Here is a 20,931-nt window from a genome sequence, read left to right as displayed (position 1 = left end):
CCCTAACCGCGCACAGGGGGCTTGCCCCCTTATTTGAACCGGCGCAACCTCAGGCTGTTGCTCACCACGAACACACTGCTGAATGCCATTGCGGCACCGGCGAGCATCGGGTTGAGCAGGCCGGCCGCAGCCAGCGGGATCGCAGCCGTGTTGTAGGCGAATGCCCAGAACAGGTTGCCCTTGATGGTCGTGAGCGTCTTGCGGGACAGTCGAATTGCATCGGCTGCCGACCGCAGGTCACCTCGCACCAGAGTGATGTCGCTGGCCTCGATCGCAACGTCGGTACCCGTGCCCATCGCCAGGCCGAGATCGGCCTGAGCCAGGGCTGCCGCGTCGTTCACGCCGTCGCCGACCATGGCCACGACGCGTCCTTCCGCTTGCAGTTTCTTGACGGCGTCGACCTTGTCCGAAGGCATGACCTCGGCGAAGACGGTGCTGATCCCGACCTGATCCGCGACAGTGCGAGCAACGGTGGCGTTGTCACCGGTCAGCAGAACCGGTTCGAGGCCGAGTGCTTTCAACTGCGCGATTGCTTCGGCGCTCGTGTCCTTGACCGCGTCGGCGATCACGAGGATGCCGTGCGCCTTGCCGTCCCAGCCCACCGCGATTGCGGTGCGCCCGGCCTTCTCTGCTGCAGCCTTCGCCTCGCGGAGATTTTCCGGCAACGGCATCGACCAGTCGGCGAGCAGCGCGTCTCGGCCCGCGACGACGGCGTGACCGTCGACCATTCCCTGCACGCCGCGCCCGGCGACGTTCACGAAATCCTCGACCGTAGGCAATTCGCCCACGGCTTCGGTCGCACCCTTCGCGATCGCTGCGGCGATGGGGTGCTCGGAGCGATGTTCGAGTGCGCCGGCCAGCCGAAGGACCTCGTCGACGGTTGTTCCTTCGCCCACCACGGTGTCCAGCAATGTCATCTGACCGGTGGTGACGGTTCCCGTCTTGTCGAGCACGACGGTGTCGACTGCGCGCGTCGATTCGAGCACCTCGGGTCCCTTGATGAGGATTCCCATCTGAGCTCCGCGACCCGTGCCCACCAACAGGGCTGTGGGCGTTGCCAATCCGAGGGCACAGGGGCACGCGATGATCAGCACGGCGACCGCAGCGGTGAAGGCCATCTCGATGGGGTTACCGGTACCGAGCCAGTAGCCCAGTGTCGCAACGGCAATCGCGATGACGACCGGCACGAAGATACCGGCGATCCGATCGGCGAGGCGCTGAACTTCGGCCTTGCCGTTCTGTGCGTCTTCGACCAGTGCCGCCATCTGGGCGAGTTGGGTGTCGCTCCCGACCCGGGTGGCCTCGACGGTCAAGGTTCCACCGACGTTAACGGTGGCGCCGACGACAGTGTCCCCGACACCGACTTCCTCCGGCACGGATTCGCCGGTCAACATGCTCATGTCGACGGCTGAGCGGCCCTCGGTGATGATGCCGTCGGTGGCGATCTTCTCGCCGGGCCGGACGATGAAGGAGTCGCCCGCTGCCAGTTCTTCGGCGGGGATTCGTACTTCGACGCCGTTGCGCAATACCGCGACGTCTTTCGCACCGAGTTCCATGAGTGCGCGTAGTGCGGCGCCGGACGTGCGCTTGGACTTGTGCTCGAAGTAGCGTCCGGCCAGCACGAACGTGATGACGCCCGCGGCAACTTCGAGGTAGATGTTGGCGCTGCCGTCCATCCGGTCGACCGTCAGCCGGAAGGCGTGCTTCATACCGGCTTCGCCCGCAGTGCCGAAGAACAGTGCGTAGAGCGACCAGACGAAGGCCGAGATGGTGCCCAGCGAGATGAGCGTGTCCATCGTGGCCGCGCCGTGACGCAGGTTCACCCAGGCAGCCCGGTGGAAGGGGAGGGCCGCCCACACGATGACCGGTGCGGCCAGTGTGAGGGAGAGCCATTGCCAGTTGTCGAACTGCAGCGCAGGAATCATCGCCATAGCGATGACCGGCACGGAGAGAAGAGTCGAGATGATCAGGCGGGTACGGAGCTCGCGCAGATCACGATCCTGCGGGGTTTCCGCATCCGGGTCGACGGTGTCCGGCGCGCTGGGCGGCTTGGGGAGCGCGGCGGAATAACCGGCGTTCTCGACGGCAGTGACCAGATCTTCGACGGGTACCCCGTCCGGGAAGGTGACCTTGGCCTTCTCCGTCGCGTAGTTGACGGTGGCTGTGACGCCGTCGATCTTGTTGAGCTTCTTCTCGATTCGTGACGCGCAGGAGGCGCAGGTCATCCCGGTGATCGCGAGTTCGACGCTGCTCGAGTTGGCAGCATTGTCGACCGCAGTCGGTGACGTCATCAGTGCCCTCCCTCGTGATTGTCTGGAACTGAAGCTGTGGAAATGCCTGCATCAACAGTGAATTCGGCGGTCCGAACCACGCCCTCGTGCTGGAAGTCGAGGAACAGCCGGTATGTGCCTTCGCTCGGTGCCTGTGCGTGGAAGGAAATGTCCGGACCAGGAGCTGTGACGCCGTCGCCTGGCTCGCCTTCGGGGTGCACGTGCAGGTAGGCGAGGTCGCCGGTGCGCAGGGCAACGAGGTGACCGAAGGCACCGAGGTACGGATCGAGATCGGTGACCGGGGCTCCGTCGCGAGCAACGCTCAGCGTGATCGGGCCGCCGGCAGTGGTCAGATCACCGTCGAGAGTCACGGTGTATCCGTCGACGGTTGCGGTCGCGCTCTTCGCAGGTAGCGGCGCAGGAGTGAATTCGCCTGCCACGTCGAAGTTTCGGCCGAGTGTCAGTTGGGTGCCGTCGGTGGGATCGAAGTCCGCGAAGACTCGGTAGGTGCCGGCGGCGGGCCAGGCCCAGTCGATCGACCAGGTGCCGTCTGCAGCGAGGGACGGATGTACGTGGCGGAATTCGCTGGTGTCGTTTCGGACGACAATGAGGTGGAGTTTCTTCTCGTGCAGGAGGTCGAAATCGACGACGGGCGTATTGGTGTCGTCGAGAATCCGGAAGGTCAAGGTTCCCGGCTCCCCAGCTCGACCGGGTGCGGTCACATCGGTGAGTGTGTATCCGCCGGAAGAGACTTCGAGTCCTGCAGGTGTTGCCGAATCCATGCCTGGCATCGATTCTGTGGTTGATTCGTGGGTGCTGTGCTGGGCGGTGGACATGTCTATCGGGCTTCCGATTGCGGCCCCCACGCCGAGGGCGGCGCCGAAGACGGCGACCAGCCCTACGGCGTAGGTGGCAAGTGTTGTCGAGGTGCGCACGGCTGACTCAGCTTGGTACGACTGCGTAGCCGGCTTCGTCGACTGCTGCGACGACGTCGGCTGCGGAGACGGGAGCATCGCTGGTGACGACGACACGTCCGCTCGCCAGTTCGACATCCACCGCGGTTACTCCCGCGATGTTGCCGATCTCTTCCTTGACGGATCCGACGCAGTGTCCGCAGGTCATTCCGGAAACGGTGTATTCGGCGGTGGTCATCGCAGGTCCCTTCGGTTGTGGAAAGCTTATTTTACGGATACCCGGTGTAGGTATCGCTCTGCAATCGAAGGTACCCCCAGGGGGTATGCCTGTCAACGGGCTGGGCAGTGATGAAGGCCTCAGGGAAGACAACACGGCGGATGTGTGGTCTACTTGTGGTGGTCGTAAGTGTTTGTGTTTGTGTTTCCACGCTCGCAAATGGTTAGGTTGCGAGCGTTTGGACATCCTCCACGGATTTGTCTCAGAACGGTCGTAGTAAGTGACCCGGGCGGTCGAAGCGACTGCCTGTTGACACTGTGTTAGAGGAGATTTACATGGCAGAGGGCATCGTGAAGTGGTTCAACTCCGAGAAGGGGTTCGGCTTCATCGCTCCCGAAGACGGCAGTGCTGACGTCTTCGTTCACTACTCCGAGATCCAGAGTGGCGGCTTCCGCACTCTCGAGGAGAACCAGCGCGTGGCGTTCGAGATCGGTCAGGGCAACAAGGGCCCGCAGGCCACCGGCGTTACCATCGTCTAAGACGTCCATGTGAGTCGGGCAACCGACGCATGACGTACTGACAAGACCCCAACTCTTCGGAGTTGGGGTCTTGTTGTATTTGGGTGAAAAACGCTGTCATGCATCGAGATACCGCTGAGTGGCGACTGCCGTCTCCGCCGCGATCGTGCGGCATTCCTCGCGGAGTTCAGGTGGATTCACAACGGTGAAATCGACGTCGAAAGCTCTGAGCCAGTGTGCGATCGATCGCAGAGAAGTGCCCGAAAGCACTATGACGCAACGCCCTTCGTCGGTGGACTCCACCGATCCCCACTGTTCGCTGACCATGGGTGCTATCTGCTCGATGGGTGCATGCAGTAGAACTGTTGCGCGCGTGGAGGAATAGGCCCGAGCGACACCGCGGGAAACGAAGTCTGCTGCACCACCGGCGGGTAGTTCCCGCGGCACGAATCGTGGGCCGGTGGGGATCTTGGGTTCCATTCTATCTACGCGAAATGATCGCCAGTCTTCGCGAGCGAGATCCCATGCCACCAGATACCACCGGACACCCGACCGTACGAGCCGGTACGGTTCCACCTCGCGCCGGCTCTGGGTGCCGTCGTGAGTGCTGTAGTCGAATCGCAGGCGTTCGTGGTTGTGGCACACCGACGCGATGGCGGACAAGACCGACGCATCGACTGCGCTCGCGGCGGGCTCGCGTGGCACGACGTCGATCGACAGCGACTCCAGACGGTGTCGCAGCCTCGACGGCATGATCTGCCGCAGCTTCGCCAGCGCGCGCATCGAGGCCTCGCCGATGCCGACCACCGAGCCGGTCGCTCCGGACTGCAGTGAAAGTGCCACCGCGAGCACTTCTTCGTCATCGAGCTGTAGCGGGGGCATCTCCGCGCCGGCTCCCAGGCGATATCCGCCACCGACTCCGACTGTCGCGTCGACCGGGTAGCCGAGATCGCGGAGGCGGTCCACGTCACGTCTGACTGTGCGCGGGGTGATCGCGAGTTTGTCCGCGAGTTCGGCACCGGACCAGTCTCGACGCGTCTGGAGCAGTGACAGCAACCGCAGTAGGCGAGCCGATGTCTCCTTCATGGCCAGAAGTCTGCCAAACATTTAGGACCCAATGCGTCCTCAATTGAATTTAGGTTGGTCCGCATCCGACCAATCGAGAAGAAATTGGGGCCACATCATGAGTCGCATCAACGACGGCGGACCGATGATCGAGACGAAGGCGCTCACCAAGCACTTCGCTCAGGGCAAGAAACTAGTTGAAGCAGTCAAGGGAGTCACGCTCGATGTAGCGGAGGGTGAGTTGGTTGCCTTGCTGGGGCCGAACGGCGCCGGGAAATCGACGACGTTGCGCATGCTGACCACCTTGCTCGAGCCCACGTCCGGCAGCGCGCGAATCGCAGGATTCGACATCGCTGCGGCACGAAACGAGGTGCGATCGAGCCTGGGGTACGTCGGGCAGGGGAACGGAGCCGGCCACAACCAGCGGGTTCGCGACGAGTTGGTGACGCAGGGGTTGTGCTACGGAATGCCCAAGGGCGACTCGCAGGTCCGGGCCGACGAATTGCTGCGTGATCTCGAACTCACCGAGTTGGGTACTCGAAAGGTCAGTACGCTGTCCGGCGGGCAGCGCCGGCGGCTCGATATCGCCCTCGGCCTGGTGCATCGCCCACCGCTCCTGTTCCTCGACGAGCCGACCACGGGCATGGACCCGCAGAGTCGGGCCAACCTCTGGGACCACATCCTGCGGTTGCGGCGCGAGATGGGCACCACGATTGTGCTGACCACGCACTACCTGGAAGAAGCGGATTCGATGGCGGAGCGGGTCATCGTCATCGACGAGGGCACTGTTATCGCGGACAACACCGCCGCTGCACTCAAAGCGGATCTTGCGGGGGATCATCTTCTGCTCACCTTCGACAGCGTCGAGGCGGCCGCCGTCGCAGCGTCGGTGGCCGAGCGACTTGTCACTGTGCGTGACGTCACCGTCGCGGCGAGTTCGGTGAGTATCCGTGCCGGCGAGGGTGATTCGACGCTACCGGTGTTGCTGCGTGAAGCCGATGCCCGTGGTGCCCGCGCACTCACTGCCGACATCACCAGGCCGACTCTCGACGACGTCTTCCTCACTCTCACCGGCCGCAGCCTGCGCGAGAGCGCCGCTGCGGTCGCTTCCTGAAACACGACAAAGAACTTCGACGAACAGGAATCCGCCATGACAATCACACTCGATACCCCACGTACCGTGCACGGCAACATCGTTCGAGACAGCGTAATCGTGATGGGCCGTGAGCTACGACCGATGTTGCGCGACCCGGTCAGCGTCATCTTCAGCCTCATCCAGCCGCTGATCCTGTTGGCGTTGTTCGGGCCTCTGCTCAAAGGGGTTCCGGGTACCGGTGACGGCGTATGGAATTGGTTCATTCCCGGTGTGTTGGTGATGATCGCGATCTTCGGAACGACGATGACCGGGTCCAACCTCCTGATGGAGATGCAGCAGGGATCGCACGAGCGAATGTTGGTGACTCCGCTCCGACGCTCGTCCTTGTTGATCGGGCGAGCGTGCAAGGAGATGGTTCCGCTTGCCGCGCAGGCGATTCTGATCATTCTGGTCGCACTTCCGCTCGGATTGGACGTCAATGCAGCGGGAGCCGCGCTCGGGATAGTCCTGCTGGGAGTGTTCGGCGTCGGACTCGGTGCGCTCTCGTACGCTCTCGCTCTGGCTGTGCGGGAGCAGGATTGGATGTTCTGGGTCGTTCAGCAGACGCTGATGTTCCCGCTCCTGATCCTGTCGGGAACCATGCTTCCACTCGAGGACGCACCAGGTTGGATGAAGGTCCTCGTGAACATCAATCCGCTCGGCTACGTCGTAGACGCCGAGCGGGCACTCTTTGCCGGAGACTTCGCGTCGAGCAGCGTTCTGGCAGGAATCGTCGCCGCCTTGGGCGTGGCGGTGGTCGGTCTGGGCGTAGGTGTGCGCGCGGTGAAATAGCGTGGGTGTGCTGGCTGTCGGACGGGCTGCTGCGGTCGCAGGTTTTCGCCCAGGTGTTCGCAGCGCCTATTGTTGTTCCTTGTGCTCTCCGTCGTTCCACGCCCCGTAGTCGTCCGGGCCCCGTCCAAGGTGAATCTCCACCTTGCCGTCGGGGACCTGCGAGACGACGGCTATCACGAGCTGACGACGGTTTTTCAGGCTTTGTCGCTGGCAGACACCCTCACGGTGGCGCCTGCGGACACCTTGACCGTGCGGGTGATCGGCGACGACGCCGCGGCCGTGCCGACCGATCGCACCAACCTCGTGTGGCGTGCCGCCGAGATGCTCGCCGTCGAGGGTGGCGTGGCCCCGAACGTCGAGATAGTCATCGAGAAAGGCATCCCCGTCGCAGGCGGAATGGCCGGCGGGAGTGCCGACGCAGCCGCCGCTTTGGTTGCGCTCAATGCTTTGTGGAAGCTCGACTTCTCGCGGCCTGATCTCGACGCTTTTGCGGCACGCCTCGGGAGTGACGTTCCGTTCTCGCTGCACGGTGGCGCTGCCCTCGGAACCGGCCGCGGCGAACAACTTGTCCCCGTCTTGACCCGCCACACTTTTCACTGGGTGTTGGCGCTGGCCAAGGGCGGCTTGAGCACACCAGTCGTGTTCCGCGAGCTGGACAAGCTGCGGGCAGAAGGCTCCCCGAAACGGGTGGGGAGCGCCGATGCGTTGATCCAGGCACTGACCACGGGTGACGCTCATCTGCTTGCGTCGCTGCTCGGCAACGATCTGCAGGCTGCGGCACTCTCACTCAACCCGGATCTACGACGGACGCTTCGAGCGGGCGTCGAAGCCGGAGCTTTGGCCGGAATCGTCTCCGGCTCCGGACCGACATGCGCCTTTCTCTGCGCCGACGCACAGTCCGCGGTGGAAGTGAGCGCAGAACTTGCGGGAGCGGGGGTGTGCCGCACCGTTCGCGTGGCGAGCGGACCCGTTCCCGGAGCACGAATACTCGACAATGCGGCAAAGGGACAGCACTGATGGCGAATCTGATCAATCTGGAAAACGTGTCGAAGTCTTTCGGCGTCAAGCCGTTGCTCGACGGGGTCTCCCTGGGCGTCGAGGAGGGCGAGCGCATCGGCGTCGTCGGCCTCAACGGTGGCGGTAAGACGACCATGCTCGAAGTCCTCGCGGGTGTGGAGCAGCCGGATTCGGGACGCGTCAGCCGCGTCGGCGGATTGCGTATGGCCGTCGTGACGCAGCGCGGTGTGCTGCCTCCCGGCTCCACTGTCGGTGAAGTGGTCCTGGGGCCGCTCGGAGTGGCGCAACACGAATGGGCCGGCGACGCGCGCATCCGTTCGGTGCTCTCGGGTATCGGCATCGACAACTTGGGCGCCGGTGGCGAGCGGTCCGCATTGGACGCCAAGGTCGACGGCCTGTCCGGCGGTGAGCGTCGCCGCGTGGCTCTCGCTGCGGCTCTGGTTCAGGACCTCGACCTGCTGGTGCTCGACGAGCCCACCAACCACCTCGACGTCGAAGGTGTTCAGTGGTTGGCCGAGCACCTCGTCTCGCGTCGCAGCGCGCTTGTCGTCGTGACCCACGATCGCTGGTTCCTCGACACCGTCGCCACCCGCACCTGGGAGGTTGTCGGCGGCGGCGTCGAAAGCTACGAGGGTGGCTACAACGACTGGGTGTTCGCTCGCGCCGAGCGCTCGCGTCAGGCTGACGCTTCCGAAGAGCGTCGACGCAACCTTGCACGCAAGGAACTCGCATGGCTGCGCCGCGGTGCGCCGGCCCGTACGTCCAAGCCGAAGTACCGCATCGAGGCCGCAGAGGCCCTGATCGCCGACGTTCCGGCACCTCGTGACGCGGTCGCTCTTGCGTCGTTCGCGCAGCGTCGGCTCGGCAAGGTTGTCATCGAACTCGAAGACGCGCGTCTGGAGACTCCGGACGGTCGTGTACTCGTCGAGGATCTGACCTGGCGTCTCGCTCCAGGTGAGCGTGTAGGCCTGGTCGGTGTCAACGGCTCGGGCAAGACGACTCTGTTGCGGACTCTGGCCGGCGAACTCGAGCCTGCCGCCGGAAAGCGCATTCAGGGGCAGACCGTCCACATCGGTTGGCTCAAGCAGGAACTCGACGATCTACCGACCGACATGCGCGTACTCGACGCGGTCAAGGATGTAGCCGAGCGAATCACGCTGGGAGACAAGGAAGTATCGGCGGGTCAGCTGGCTGAGCGGTTGGGCTTCACACCGGCGCGTCAGCGCACCCCAGTCGGTGATCTCTCCGGTGGTGAGCGCCGACGTCTGCAGTTGACGCGTGTCCTCATGGCCGAGCCCAACGTCCTGCTTCTCGACGAGCCGACCAACGATCTCGACATCGACACGCTTCAGCAACTCGAAGATCTGCTCGACGGCTGGGCGGGCACCATGGTGGTCATCTCGCACGACCGGTACCTGATCGAGCGCATCTGTGACACCACCTGGGCGCTCTTCGGTGACCGCAAGCTCACCAACCTGCCCGGTGGTATCGAGGACTACCTGCGTCGGCGCGCAGCAATGGGGGATGGCGACAACCCGTCGGTGGCCTCGACGGCGAGTGGTGCGTCGAAGAGCAAGCAGGTCCGTGACGGCGCCGCGGATCGCGCTGCACGCAAGGAACTTTCGAAGCTCGAGCGGTCCATTGCGAAGTTCGACGACCGAGAGAAGAAGCTGCACGCTTCCCTCGCCGACGCAGCCACCGACCCGGACAAGTTGCAGAAACTCGGCGCAGAACTCAAGCAGGTCATCGCCGACAAGGAAGCCGCCGAAGAGCAGTGGATGGAGCTCTTCGCCGAGCTGGACGGCTAGGGGAACTTCGCCCCGAACCTCTTGAAGATTCGCTCGGGATCCAGGGTTTCCGGAGCATGCCTGCGCAGCAGTGCGTCCAGAACGAGCCCGTCCAGTGCTGCGACCAACTCCGTTGCATCGGACGAGGTCATGCCGCGTTCGACCAGGATGTCGACAAACCGATCCCGACCACGCACCAGTTCCACTGCGAGGTCGGGATCGTGGAATGACGCGATGATCAGTTCGTAACGCGCGCGAGTGCGGCCGGATTCAGGCCCCAGCCACCGGGCCACCTGTTGCTTCGGCGTCTCGCCCGGGCGAGGAAGATCACCGTCCAGAAGGTGTCGCACCACCTCGACTATCAGTCCACGCTGGTTTGCGAAGTAGTGCCGTGCGCTGCCGTGTGGCACGCCCGCCTCGTCTTCGACGCCTCTCATCGACCAGGCTCGAAACCCAGCCCGGCCCGTCTTTTTCGACATCCTGCTCGTGCTGTGCGTTGTTGCGATTGCGTGTTTTGCGGGGTATGTCTTCTATCGCGTGATATTGGACGACTAGGCGAATGTTTATGTACTTCAACAGGTCTCGAGACTTCATGTTCCCGAAGTTGTCCGGTTTGTCTCTGGTTATCGAAAGTGTGTTCGATTAGACTTTGGGCATGGACAGTCGGGATGCGTGGCAGCTGGATGGCGAGGACCTCAAGGGTGAGGTTCTAGGTCTGGTGCGTGTCCGGCACGAGTTGCAGTCGCGGATGGTGTTGTTGATCGTGGAGATGTTTTCCCGGGAGGTTCTCGGTGGGAAGGGTTTTCGGGCGATCGCGCAGTGGTTGCATGGTTCGACGAATCTGGAGATCGGTGAGTGCAGTCTGCTGGTCGGGTTGGCGCGGTTGCTGATGCTCGAACCGGTTGTCGCGGATGCGTTTCATCGCGGTGAGGTTGATGCGTTGAAAGCCCGTCAGGTGGCGTCGTTCTGTCAGCATCCACCGAAGAACATGACTCTGGCGGATGTGGACAAGGCCCGCGGGATCCTGCTTGTCCTGGCGTCGCAGAACATTGCTGATTGTGATGCGGTGCGGGCGGCGATCCGGCGGATCGAGAAGCAGTACGGCAAACGCGAGGACGGGGTTCCGGTCGGTGAGGATTCCGAACGTAACGAGTTCTACGCGTCGAAAGGCCTGTACGGCAGAGTAACTGTGAAGGGCGACCTGGATGCTGTGAACGGGGCCCGGTTGATCACGTTGTTGTCGAGCCTGTCGGCTCCGACACCGGAGAAGGACGGCGTGAAGGACACCCGTACTCCGGCGCTGCGGCGCGCGGACGGGTTCTGCGAACTACTGCGGCGGTACGAGCGGGCGGGGTTGGGTCCGATCGAGGGCGGGGTGAAACCGCACGTCACGGTGACCGCGTCGGCAAAAGATATGACGGACCTTAAAGTTCTGAAAGACCTCTTGCCGTCCACTGAGGAGTTGGGGTTCGCGTGGGCGGATTGGGTGGGCCCGATCAGTATCGATACCGCGCGGATGTTGGCGTGCGACTGCACCGTCACCCGGATCCTCCTGGATGAGAGTGGTGTTCCGCTCGAGTGCGGTAAGGAAGCGAGAACAGCGACGGTGCCGCAGCGGCGGGCGTTGGCGGTTCGGGATGGTGGGTGTGCGTTTCCGGGGTGCGGGACTCCGTCGGGGTGGTGCGATGCCCATCATATTGTTCACTGGAACGTTGGTGGCCCAACGGATCTCGACAACCTGATCTTGTTGTGCGGTCATCATCATCGGACGATGCATCACACGGAGTGGCGGGTGGAGATCGGACCGGATCGAAAGACGGTGTTCTATCCACCGATGTCGATCGATCCGTATCAACAGCCGATCGGCGGGAACAGCCCACCCACAGCGGCGTGAATCGCGACAATCGAATACATCAGCACCGGGGCATCACCATGCCCCGGTGCTGACGGCTGTCTACTGTCAGAACGCTACTGTCAGAACGTGAGCGTGAGTCGCCCGTTCTCGTCGCTGATGTGAACAGTTCGCCCGATCGACGGAGGGTTGTCACCGCGAAGCTGGGTCAGTTCGGAGGCATTCTCGGGACCGGTGTGACCGGCGACGCGGCGGCCGTCCGGCGTTGCCGCGATCACGAACCCGATCTCAGGCTCCCCGGTGCGACCGTATTCGACAGAGGCAGTGACAATTTCTGCAGTGCCCTGGTAATCGGTGATCAGTTCCGGCGCCTCCGCGGTCAAAGCGCGTGCGTCGGGATCACCGACGTACCCGTCGGCATGAGCGGCGGACGACAGCAGTACGCAGTGCTGGTAGGTGAGGAATCCACCGTTGCCGTGGACGAGGGCAAGGTTCGCGCCGTCGCGAATTCGCCTGGTGACTTCAGCGACGGAATGCAGGGTGTAGCTGTTGAGCGGTCCGCCGAAGAACGAGTGTCCTCCGGTGACGCTTGGGATCGCGGTATCGGGAAGTCCGAGTTCGCGGATCAACAGCTTGGGCACGATCGGGAAGCAGCTGTAGGCATCGACGATGTCGAGTGCGTCGGCGCCGACTCCGGCACCGTCGAGTGTGCGATGTACGGCGTCATGCATCGCGGCCGAGCTGTCGAAGCTGTTGCGGCTGAGGATGTCCAACGGATCACTCGCACCTGCGCCGCCCCAGAGGTACACCAGTTTGCTTTCATCGATCCCGAACTCGCGGGCCGTCGACAACGAGCAGACGACAACGGCCGCAGCCTGATTGACGAAAGGCATGGCGTTGAGCATCAGCGGGTACGGCTCGGAGACCATCCGATTGCCGGGGCCGACGGTGCCGATCTCGTCTGCCGATCGGATCTCCGACGTCCAGGAGGCGGGATTCTTCGAAGCCAGTTCCGAGAACGCGGCGTACATCCGCGCGGACCAGTCGAGCGATTCACGGGCGTCGTGGCCCTCGGCAGCACTGAAACAGTTCTCGAAGAGCGGGTAGACACGAGTCGGCACGATGAAACCGGCGCGCTGCATTTCGGCGCTTCCCAGGTCGGTCGGATCGAATCCGGGAGGCCCACCCGGCGCGGCTGTCCACCCGATCGAGTCGGGGGCGACTCCGGACTTTCGCAGGGCGGTACTGCTGGCGTGCGATTCGCCGCCCACGAGCAGAGCAGCCGAGGATTCACCGCGAGCGATGGCCGCGCCGATCCGATCGAGGAGCGCCGCGGGCCAGTGGCCACCGATCGGCGAGGTAGAGGTGACCGTGGGGGTCGCGCCTAATCGTGAGGCAAGCAGCCCGGGGAGATCGTCGTACGACCAGCTGACTGTCTTGATCGCGAACACGGAATCGATCTGTGTTCCCAGTTCAGCGTGTCCACTGTCGTTCAACGCGGCGACGGTGGCGTCGTGAATCAGATCGAGGGGTTCGCGGTGCCCGTCGGCAGGATTCCGGCGCAGATCGCCGACGCCGACGATGACCGGGATTCGTGATGCGTCAACCATCATGTACCTCTCGTTGCCGACCCGTAGCCGGGAGTTGCAGTCACGATATCGGGGACCCTGGTATGTGTAACTCTGGGGTCACAGTCAACGATTTTCGGGTTCCTATTTAGGTATGCCTAACGAAAGTCCTATACTCGTCTTCATGACAGCTGTGGCAGAGAGAATTTCGGTGCCCGTGGGGCCGCGTTCCATCGATCACCCCTACTCGATGACAACGGTGACTCTGAAGCTCTCTCATCAGCGGCAGTGGGCCCCGCATCGTCATCCTGAACATGAGCTGATCTGGGGAAACTCCGGTGGAATGCTCACGGTTGTCGCTGACGGCATCACTTGGGAGGTGCCGCCTTCGGCCGGACTGTGGCTGCCTGCCGGGGCGTTGCATGCCGTGAAGGCCGGTCCGGGTACGGAGTTCTTCTGCACCTACTTCCGGCCCGAGGCTCACGAGGCGCCGTCGGGTGTTCCGGGCTTGTTCGGTGTCAGCGCTCTCCTGCGTGAGGTACTCCTGCACATGCATCGGCGGAACATGCCCGACGAGGCGCGCAGTCGCGCCGAGCGGGTGGCCTTCGACATGTTGCAGCCGCTCGAAGTCGCTGCGGTGGAGGTTCCGATGCCGACCGATCCGCGAGCGTTGTTCGTTGCCGAAGCGTTGGTCGCCAATCCGGCAGACCAGCGGTCGCTGTCCGAATGGGCGCTGACGGCTGGCGGTAGCGTCCGTACGCTGACGCGTGTGTTCGCGCAGGGCACGGGAATGACTTTTGCGCAGTGGCGAATTCAGGTACGTGTCCGCGCAGCATTGACGTATTTAGCTGCTGGAGTGCCGGTTTCGGTTGTCAGTAGGCGGGTCGGATACGAAACTCCGAGTGCCTTTGTCGCAGTGTTCCGCCGGGTCACCGGCCGCACACCCGGCAGCATGATGAACAAGGGGAGTGTGGCGCCCGAATCGGTGCCGTACCTTCTGCACGCTTGAGTTGGGTTGCACCGGGCGGAAGTGTCGGTGCAACCGTCGCGGTCAACTCCGCGGCGCGGACCACGCTTCCCACAGCTCCGCGTACCGACCCCCGAGGTTGACCAACTCGTCGTGAGAGCCGTGCTCGACGACGCGGCCGTCGTCCATCACCAGGATCTGATCGGCGTCGACGGCCTGTGAGAGTCGGTGTGCCACTGTGACAGCAGTGCGACCCCGGGTCAGAGCGAGAGCGGCGTCGTCGAGGACCCTGGCTCCGGCGCTGCCCGCTTCGGCGGTCGCCTCGTCGAGAATCAGCAGCGGCGGATCCAGTAGTTCGATTCTTGCCAACGCAAGTTGTTGTGCCTGTGTTGCGGTCAGCCGGTGTCCACCGTCTCCGACCACGGTTTCGAGTCCGTCCGGGAGAGCCCGCAGCCAATCCGACGCGCCTACGGTATCGAGCGCCGCGGTGATGTCGTTGTCGGTTGCCGACGGGTCGGCCAGCCGCAGATCCTCGGCCAACGTGCCGGCGAAGACGTGGACCTCCTGAGTCACGAGGGCCACCGCGCTCCGAGATGTCGACGGTGGCAGTTCGTTCCGGGGCACCGTCCCGATCTTCACGACGCCTTCGGTCGGTTCGTAGGTTCCCGCGATCAGCTTTGCGACTGTAGATTTTCCGGCTCCGGTAGCGCCCACCAGTGCGGTGACGGTTCCTGCCGGAATGGTGATGTCGATGTCTCGCAGAACAGGAGCGTCGCCGCTTCGGTACGAGAATGTGACGCGTTCCAAAGAAGCTGAGCTGTCGACAGGTTCCCGCGGATCGGTCGGTGCAGATGGCACGGGCGCAAGCGTGACTCCGACCAGGCGAGCCAACGCTATTGTGCCTTCCTGCAATTCGTCGAACACACTGAGAACTGCGCCCACCGGATCGAAGAGGCGGTGGAAGAACAGGGCTGCGGCTGTGGCGGCACCGATGCTGATCTGCCCGTCTTTCACCAGCCAGAAGCCAGTGATCAGCACGGCGGACAGACCGATGAACTCCGCGATGTTGAGCCGGCCGAAGAACCTGGTGCGTAGACGCGTGGTCAACAAGCTCAGCCGGACGGCCGTCATCGATCGAGATTCGATCTGTTCGAGATGCGGCTGGGCCAGGCGAAGCGATCCGACGGTGTCGGAGTTGCTCAGCGAGTCCAGGAGCTGTTGCGCACGTGCACCTTCTGCCTCCCGCTCCTCGCGGTAGACCGGTGCCGACCTCGAGAGGTACCAACGCAGCGCCTGGATCTGGATGGGTGCCGCGATCACCGCGGCGACGGCGAATCTCCAATCGAGGCTACCCAATCCGATCAGGGTCAACACGATGGTCAGTGCCGCGGTGGCAAAAACCGGAAGTGCTTCGGATACGGCCCGGGTCACCAACCGCACGTCGCCGGTGATGCGGGAGACGAGATCTCCGCGCCCGGCCCGTTCGACGTCGCTCTGCGGAAGGTCGAGAACCCGGACGACGACTTCTTCGCGAAGGTCGGCGACAACGCGCTCGCCGACGCCGGCGAGCAGGTAGTTGCTCACTCCGACGAGAAGGGATGAGGCAACCGCGATACCGACCAACGCGAGAGTCAGTGTGCCGATGCGAGAGACAGCGTCGCCGTCTGCGTCGGTCACGGCGTCGACCATGGCGCCGAGGACCAGCGGTGTGAGCAGACCGATCGCGGTCGCGGCGGTCAGGGTGACGACTGCTGCGATCGCGGAAATCCGGTGGGGTCCCATCAACCGAAGTGCCGCGCGCCGCGCTTGTTTCGGTGTTGCGGTGGGGAGTAGTTCGTTCACAGCTCGATCACCCGATCGCAGATATCGAGCAGCACGGGGCTGCTGGTCAGAAGTATTGTGGCGTGCGCCCCGCGTACCTCGGCGATCCCGCGAGCAATGCGCGCTTCGGTGACGGAGTCGACGGCAGTGGTGGGATCGTGCAGGACCAGGACGGGAGCTTCGCTCGCCAGTGCCCTCGCCAACGCGATGCGCTGACGTTGACCGCCGGACAAAGAATTCCCTTGCTCGGTGACTCGGGTTGCGAGGCCGAGCGGCAGTGCCGAGATCACTTGATCTGCCGCAGCAGCGGCGATGGCCTCGTCGTTGCGGCTGCCGATCGGTGCGACGGCGTCGATGTTGTCGCCGACTGTGCCGATGAACAGTGCCGCGTCGTGCGGTGCTGCCAGAACGTGAGTGCGAAGTTCGTCGATGTGCAGCTCGTGAATGGCGTTGTCGCCGAGATGAATTGTTCCGCTCGAAGGCTCGATTCGACGCGCCAGTGCGTCGACCAACGCATCCGCCCAGGCGGCATTCTCGGTGACGATGCCGATGATCTCGCCGCGTTTGACGTCGAGATCGACTGGTGACGCTCCGGCCAACACGACGTCGCGCAGCGTCAGGAACTCGGAGTGATTCAGGGACACAGGTTCACCCGCGGGAGTGACAGCCTCGCCGGTCCCGAGAAGTGCTGCGACGCGGTTGGCCGAGGCGCGTGCCCGTGCCAGGCCGGCGCCGAAGTAGATGATGTCGATCAACGGACCGCGAAGGAACTGTGCCAGACCAACCACGGCAACGAATTCACCGACCGAGATGCTCCCGGACGCAGCCATCCGTCCACCCACGTACGCGATGACGGCGAGGAAAGCGCCGGCGATCGCAACGTTGGCGGCGGAGTACATCGCTTGGTATCTCTGTGCGCGAAGGGTCGCTTCCAGCGAAGTCCGGCTGGCTCCCCGATACCGCTGCGCTGCAGCATCTCCGGCGCCGATTCCGGAGAGGATTCGGAGTCCGGAGAGTAGATCTGCGGCTAGCGCGCCGGCCTTGGCGCCCTGCCATTGATCTGTTTCGGCTCGGCGTTCGAGCGGCCGACTGACCACCTGCATGAGAGCCAGCACCGGGGGAGTGCCGAGGATGACGAGCAGGCCGAGTGGCACCGAGATCACCAGTAGCGAAATCGCGGCGGTCAGCACTCCGCAGGCGGCCGCAAGTTTGGTGCTCAGCGTGTGCGTGAATCCGGCCACCGAACCCGCGTCGGATGTTGCAATCGAGTAGACCTCGCCCGGCATACGCCGCGGCGACATGCCGTGCGGATCGAGGCCTCGGCGCGCGATGTCCATCCGCAAGCGATGTGCTCCGTGCTCGGTGACGGAATCGGAGATGCGCGCCGCGAAGCGCCAACTGAGCAACAAGCCGGTGAAGAGAATTCCGAGAACGAGGATCCACTTTCCGAGTGCGGCGGCATCGTTGGTCGCCACAGCACGGTCGATGACCGCACCGATCACCACCGGCACCAACGCTTCCGCGACCTGGTGGCCGGTGAAGCCGACGGACGCGGCCGCCAGCTTGGCTCCGCGACCTTCGGAAGCGATCGCGCGTGTGATTACCTGACGCGGCGTGATCGCCGGGCTGGTTGGGGGACCGTTTGTCTCGGCCGAAAGAAGTGGTGTCGAAGGCACTGGGTCCACGCTAGGGATCGTGGGCGGTAGTCAGAAGTCACACCGGTGCCAATACTTGTCGTGAACAGGCCATACGTATTGCGTTGGCCGAATTGCGATAGTAGTTGGCCCCGTTGCAGCGGAGAAGGCATCGACTCATCGACGACACTGCAATAAATTAAGGTCTACCTTACTTAGCACGGGTTAACTATGTCCGGAAGTCGGATAGATCCTCGTGTTCGGGTCCGGTTCATGTTCCATCGATGTTGGAGATTGTTGTGAGTCTTGTGTTCGGCGAGGTACTTCACAAGGAGTACGTGACCCCGGGAATGGTTCGTATCGTGTTCGGTGGGGAGGAGCTGACCGCCTTCGAAACCACCGGTACCGGTGACGAATACCTGCGCCTCCACTTCCCGGTCCCGGCTACAGGCAAGTTCGTTCTTCCGGCGGAAGATCCGGATGCACCGCGCGGTTGGCGATACCCGGAGGGAGAGGAACCGTCCCCGTGCCAGCCGTACACCGTGCGACGGTTCGATTCCGAAACCAGCTGCATGACGATCGACTTCGTCGTTCACGAGGGTGGTATCGCCAGCGACTGGGCGCAGAAGGCCGAGATCGGTGACAAGTTGGCGATCGGCGAGTCTCGTGGCCTCTACGAGCCCCCGGCCGACGCACGTTGGCAGGTGTTCGTCGCCGACGCGACTGGACTCCCCGCACTCGGGCGCTTGATCGAACAGTTGCCCGCCGGGATGTCGGCCAAGGCGATCGTCGAGGTGGTGGACGAGTCTCACAAGCAGCAGATCACCTCGGACGCCGACGTCGAGTTCATCTGGCTGGTCGGCAGTGGCAACGGTGTTGCACCGTCGAAGTTGCCGGACGCGGTTCGCTCGATGAACCTGCCCACCGAACTCGGATACGTGTGGGTTGCAGGCGAGAGCACGATGCTCCGTGACATCCGCAAGTACCTTCGCCACGAACTGAAGTTGCCGGGTGAGCAGTACAAGGTCATCGGCTACTGGACGTACAAAGCCGAGGTGTGGAACGCGAAGTACGAGGCCCTCGACGAAAGTGTCCGCGCGGCACTCGATGCGGCCTGGGAATCGGACCGCGACGAGGAAGAGATCCGCGACGAGGTCGAGAAGACTCTAGAGAGCGCCGGCTTGTGACCGTTGGATTCGACAAGAGTGCTGTCGACAGCGGTGCGGCGGACAAGAGTGCAGTCGACAAACACACCGAAGAACTGATCGACGAGTCGCTGCACGAGAAGCAGAAGCAACCGGACGGCCTGGTATCGACCAACTCTCGTCGTATGGCGGGTCTTCTGGTGTGCCTGGTGGTGCTCGCCGCCGTGCTTCTTCTGAGTATCGCGGTGGGATCGAAGACCATTCCGTTCGGGACCGTGATCGACGCGCTGGTGAACTACGACGACTCGAACGATCACGTGATCATCCGTGACCTGCGACTACCGCGTACTCTGCTCGGTCTGATAGTCGGTATGGCACTGGGTGTGGCCGGTGGCCTCATCCAGGCGATGACACGAAATCCCTTGGCTGATCCCGGAATTCTCGGTGTCAATGCCGGCGCGGGCTTCGCGATGGTCGTTGCCGTCGCGGTCTTCGGCTTGACCAGCATCTGGTCGTACATCTGGTTCGCTTTCCTCGGAGCGGTGATAGCCACGGCGATCGTCTACACGCTGGGCTCGATCGGTCGAGGTGGTGCGACGCCCATTCGGCTGACGCTTGCCGGTGTTGCCATCGGCTCCGTGCTCGGCGGTATCTCGTCCGGGATCACCTTGCTCAACCCGACCGCCTTCGACCAGATGCGCCAGTGGAATGCCGGCTCACTCAGCGGGCGTTCGTTGGAAATCGTTCTCGCCGTCGCACCGTTCATTCTCATCGGGCTCTTCCTGGCGCTCGCGTTGGCGCGCCAACTCAACGCGGTGGCCCTGGGTGACGATCTGGCACGTTCGCTCGGTGCCAACATCACTCGTACTCGCATCCTCGGTGTCATCGCGGTGACATTGCTGTGCGGCGCGGCGACAGCTGCGGCCGGGCCGATCGGATTCGTCGGTTTGATGGTTCCGCACGTCGCGAGATGGTTCGTCGGACCGGATCAGCGATGGATTCTCCCGTACACGTTGGTGTGCTCGCCGATTCTTCTTCTCTTCTCCGACGTCGTCGGCCGAATCGTGCTGCGCCCGGGTGAACTTCAGGTCGGCATCGTCACGGCCTTCATCGGCGCTCCGGTGCTGATCATGCTGGTGCGTCGAAGCAAGGTGAGCGGTCTGTGAGCATCGATTTCGGGCGCGCCACCACGGTGGTGCGCTCACCCAAAGAAGGCTGGTCCGCGCGGATCGACGTCCGCACGGTCACAGTCTGCCTCGTCCTCGTTGCGCTTGCATTGGCCATCGGTGTCATCGCGCTCGGTAGTGGTGACTACCAAGTGCCGATCGGGGACGTCCTCGGTGCACTGTTCGGCGAAGCCCCCGCGCGTATCCACATGGTCGTCGTGGAATGGCGTCTGCCCCGAGTTCTGTTGGCGCTGATGCTCGGTGCGGCGCTCGGTATGAGCGGTGCGATCTTCCAATCGCTGACCAGGAACCCGTTGGGTAGCCCGGACATCATCGGCTTCAACTCCGGTGCGTACACGGGCGCTCTGGTGGTCATCCTCCTCATCGGTGGTACTTACTACGAGATCGCAGTCGGTGCTCTGGTGGGCGGAATCGCCACCGCAGCAGTTGTTTATCTCCTTGCGTACAAGCGAGGTGTGCAGGGATTCCGGTTGATCATCGTCGGTATCGCCATCAGCGCGATGTTGGGCTCGGTCAACACCTGGATGATCCTCAAGGCGAAACTTGACGACGCCATGGCTGCCGCAGTGTGGGGTGCCGGTTCGTTGAACGGACTCGGCTGGACTCAGGTGTGGCCGGTGGTCGTCGTGCTGGCCATCCTCGTTCCGCTGATCCTGGTGTTGGGCAGGCGGATGCAGATGCTCGAGATGGGCGACGACGCCGCCAAGGCGCTCGGCGTCCGGGCCGAACCCACGCGGCTTTCCCTGGTTGTTCTCGGCGTCGCCCTGACGGCCATGGTGACAGCAGCGGCCGGTCCCATCGGGTTCGTCTCTCTTGCGGCTCCGCAGTTGGTGAGGCGATTGACCGGTAGTGCCGGAGTGACCCTGCTGCCGTCGGCAGCAATGGGTGGCGCGTTGCTGATGGTCAGCGACTGGGTGGCGCAGCGAGCTTTCGCGCCGACACAGTTGCCGGTCGGCGTCGTCACCGTCTCCATCGGTGGCATCTATTTCGTATGGCTTCTCGCGCGAGAGGCACGTAAGCAGTGATCGGTGAAGGAACGAGG

At 63.4% G+C, this 20,931-nt stretch carries 18 protein-coding genes; 10 read left to right on the top strand and 8 right to left on the bottom strand.

The window, feature by feature from the left end:
* Positions 1-29 precede the first annotated feature (29 nt).
* From RHP72_RS21085 to RHP72_RS21075, 3 genes are read right to left on the bottom strand one after another with little or no spacing between them, the layout of a single operon-like run.
* On the bottom strand, positions 30-2,291 hold the full coding sequence (locus tag RHP72_RS21085; RefSeq protein WP_311093780.1) for a heavy metal translocating P-type ATPase: 2,262 nt from the start codon (positions 2,289-2,291) through the stop codon (positions 30-32).
* Positions 2,291-3,205 (bottom strand): hypothetical protein, encoded by a 915-nt coding sequence (locus tag RHP72_RS21080; RefSeq protein ID WP_311093779.1) that lies wholly within the window; start codon positions 3,203-3,205, stop codon positions 2,291-2,293. Before RHP72_RS21080 ends, RHP72_RS21085 begins: the two co-directional genes overlap by 1 nt.
* Before the next feature lie 7 nt (positions 3,206-3,212).
* Positions 3,213-3,422, bottom strand: a complete 210-nt coding sequence (locus tag RHP72_RS21075; protein WP_003946267.1) for a heavy-metal-associated domain-containing protein — start codon at positions 3,420-3,422, stop codon at positions 3,213-3,215.
* A 314-nt stretch (positions 3,423-3,736) separates the two neighbouring features.
* Between RHP72_RS21075 and RHP72_RS21070 the strand changes: the two genes are divergently transcribed.
* Positions 3,737-3,940 carry a cold-shock protein gene (locus RHP72_RS21070; RefSeq protein WP_003946232.1) on the top strand — a complete coding sequence of 68 codons (204 nt, stop codon included), beginning with the start codon at positions 3,737-3,739 and terminating at the stop codon, positions 3,938-3,940.
* Between the two features lie 96 nt (positions 3,941-4,036).
* Here RHP72_RS21070 and RHP72_RS21065 read toward each other — a convergent pair whose 3' ends face one another.
* Positions 4,037-5,005 carry a YafY family protein gene (locus RHP72_RS21065; RefSeq protein WP_030536310.1) on the bottom strand — a complete coding sequence of 323 codons (969 nt, stop codon included), beginning with the start codon at positions 5,003-5,005 and terminating at the stop codon, positions 4,037-4,039.
* A 97-nt stretch (positions 5,006-5,102) separates the two neighbouring features.
* Here RHP72_RS21065 and RHP72_RS21060 point away from each other — a divergent pair, with 97 nt between their 5' ends.
* From RHP72_RS21060 to RHP72_RS21045, 4 genes are all read left to right on the top strand, one after another.
* On the top strand, positions 5,103-6,098 hold the full coding sequence (locus RHP72_RS21060; RefSeq protein ID WP_311093778.1) for an ATP-binding cassette domain-containing protein: 996 nt from the start codon (positions 5,103-5,105) through the stop codon (positions 6,096-6,098).
* A gap of 36 nt (positions 6,099-6,134) precedes the next feature.
* On the top strand, positions 6,135-6,911 hold the full coding sequence (locus RHP72_RS21055; protein WP_030536308.1) for an ABC transporter permease: 777 nt from the start codon (positions 6,135-6,137) through the stop codon (positions 6,909-6,911).
* An 81-nt stretch (positions 6,912-6,992) separates the two neighbouring features.
* Positions 6,993-7,928: a 4-(cytidine 5'-diphospho)-2-C-methyl-D-erythritol kinase gene (locus tag RHP72_RS21050; protein ID WP_311093777.1), complete on the top strand. Its 936-nt coding sequence runs from the start codon at positions 6,993-6,995 to the stop codon at positions 7,926-7,928.
* Positions 7,928-9,736 (top strand): ABC-F family ATP-binding cassette domain-containing protein, encoded by a 1,809-nt coding sequence (locus RHP72_RS21045; protein WP_003946255.1) that lies wholly within the window; start codon positions 7,928-7,930, stop codon positions 9,734-9,736. Before RHP72_RS21050 ends, RHP72_RS21045 begins: the two co-directional genes overlap by 1 nt.
* On the opposite strand, the gene RHP72_RS21040 is transcribed toward RHP72_RS21045, so the two are convergent.
* On the bottom strand, positions 9,733-10,152 hold the full coding sequence (locus RHP72_RS21040; RefSeq protein ID WP_245219182.1) for a TetR/AcrR family transcriptional regulator: 420 nt from the start codon (positions 10,150-10,152) through the stop codon (positions 9,733-9,735). The two genes, RHP72_RS21045 and RHP72_RS21040, sit on opposite strands and share 4 nt — an antisense overlap.
* A 218-nt stretch (positions 10,153-10,370) precedes the next feature.
* Here RHP72_RS21040 and RHP72_RS21035 point away from each other — a divergent pair, with 218 nt between their 5' ends.
* Positions 10,371-11,609 (top strand): DUF222 domain-containing protein, encoded by a 1,239-nt coding sequence (locus RHP72_RS21035; protein ID WP_311093776.1) that lies wholly within the window; start codon positions 10,371-10,373, stop codon positions 11,607-11,609.
* Positions 11,610-11,689: 80 nt separating this feature from the next.
* Here the strand turns inward: RHP72_RS21035 and RHP72_RS21030 are convergent, their stop codons facing one another.
* A complete protein-coding gene (locus tag RHP72_RS21030; protein ID WP_311093775.1) occupies positions 11,690-13,180 on the bottom strand; it encodes an acetyl-CoA acetyltransferase in 1,491 nt (496 codons plus the stop codon).
* Positions 13,181-13,319: 139 nt separating this feature from the next.
* Between RHP72_RS21030 and RHP72_RS21025 the strand changes: the two genes are divergently transcribed.
* The gene (locus RHP72_RS21025) at positions 13,320-14,144 is read left to right on the top strand and encodes an AraC family transcriptional regulator (RefSeq protein WP_042920975.1); all 825 of its coding nucleotides are present in this window, start codon (positions 13,320-13,322) and stop codon (positions 14,142-14,144) included.
* 42 nt (positions 14,145-14,186) lie between these two features.
* On the opposite strand, the gene RHP72_RS21020 is transcribed toward RHP72_RS21025, so the two are convergent.
* Together RHP72_RS21020 and RHP72_RS21015 are read right to left on the bottom strand one after the other, a co-directional pair.
* Entirely contained in the window at positions 14,187-15,944 is a 1,758-nt protein-coding gene (locus RHP72_RS21020) for an ABC transporter ATP-binding protein (protein ID WP_311093774.1), read from the bottom strand.
* Positions 15,941-17,599, bottom strand: coding sequence for an ABC transporter ATP-binding protein (locus RHP72_RS21015; protein WP_311093773.1), 1,659 nt, complete (start codon positions 17,597-17,599; stop codon positions 15,941-15,943). Before RHP72_RS21015 ends, RHP72_RS21020 begins: the two co-directional genes overlap by 4 nt.
* Before the next feature lie 257 nt (positions 17,600-17,856).
* Here RHP72_RS21015 and RHP72_RS21010 point away from each other — a divergent pair, with 257 nt between their 5' ends.
* The 3 genes from RHP72_RS21010 to fepG are packed head-to-tail and all read left to right on the top strand — an operon-like array spanning position 17,857 to position 20,914.
* Positions 17,857-18,744, top strand: a complete 888-nt coding sequence (locus RHP72_RS21010; protein WP_311093772.1) for a siderophore-interacting protein — start codon at positions 17,857-17,859, stop codon at positions 18,742-18,744.
* On the top strand, positions 18,741-19,868 hold the full coding sequence (locus tag RHP72_RS21005) for a Fe(3+)-siderophore ABC transporter permease (RefSeq protein ID WP_003946222.1): 1,128 nt from the start codon (positions 18,741-18,743) through the stop codon (positions 19,866-19,868). The genes RHP72_RS21010 and RHP72_RS21005 overlap by 4 nt, the downstream gene beginning before the upstream one ends.
* Complete coding sequence (gene fepG / locus RHP72_RS21000; protein ID WP_003946259.1) at positions 19,865-20,914, top strand: iron-enterobactin ABC transporter permease; 1,050 nt, start codon at positions 19,865-19,867, stop codon at positions 20,912-20,914. The genes RHP72_RS21005 and fepG overlap by 4 nt, the downstream gene beginning before the upstream one ends.
* Positions 20,915-20,931: the final 17 nt, after the last annotated feature.

This window comes from Rhodococcus sp. SG20037, from assembly GCF_031763325.1.
Classification (GTDB): Bacteria; Actinomycetota; Actinomycetes; order Mycobacteriales; family Mycobacteriaceae; genus Rhodococcus_F; species Rhodococcus_F qingshengii.
Note: the sequence above shows the minus strand (reverse complement) of the source record. Positions and strands in the feature narration are given on the sequence as shown.

Bases quoted from the DNA above. Each gene is read 5' to 3' on its own strand.
- RHP72_RS21055 (WP_030536308.1), top strand. From the start codon at position 6,135: ATGACAATCACACTCGATACCCCACGTACCGTGCACGGCAACATCGTT.
- RHP72_RS21025 (WP_042920975.1), top strand. From the start codon at position 13,320: ATGACAGCTGTGGCAGAGAGAATTTCGGTGCCCGTGGGGCCGCGTTCC.
- RHP72_RS21075 (WP_003946267.1), bottom strand. From the start codon at position 3,422: ATGACCACCGCCGAATACACCGTTTCCGGAATGACCTGCGGACACTGC.
- RHP72_RS21040 (WP_245219182.1), bottom strand. From the start codon at position 10,152: ATGAGAGGCGTCGAAGACGAGGCGGGCGTGCCACACGGCAGCGCACGG.
- RHP72_RS21065 (WP_030536310.1), bottom strand. From the start codon at position 5,005: ATGAAGGAGACATCGGCTCGCCTACTGCGGTTGCTGTCACTGCTCCAG.
- RHP72_RS21030 (WP_311093775.1), bottom strand. From the start codon at position 13,180: ATGATGGTTGACGCATCACGAATCCCGGTCATCGTCGGCGTCGGCGAT.
- RHP72_RS21045 (WP_003946255.1), top strand. From the start codon at position 7,928: ATGGCGAATCTGATCAATCTGGAAAACGTGTCGAAGTCTTTCGGCGTC.
- RHP72_RS21060 (WP_311093778.1), top strand. From the start codon at position 5,103: ATGAGTCGCATCAACGACGGCGGACCGATGATCGAGACGAAGGCGCTC.
- RHP72_RS21070 (WP_003946232.1), top strand. From the start codon at position 3,737: ATGGCAGAGGGCATCGTGAAGTGGTTCAACTCCGAGAAGGGGTTCGGC.
- RHP72_RS21085 (WP_311093780.1), bottom strand. From the start codon at position 2,291: ATGACGTCACCGACTGCGGTCGACAATGCTGCCAACTCGAGCAGCGTC.
- RHP72_RS21035 (WP_311093776.1), top strand. From the start codon at position 10,371: ATGGACAGTCGGGATGCGTGGCAGCTGGATGGCGAGGACCTCAAGGGT.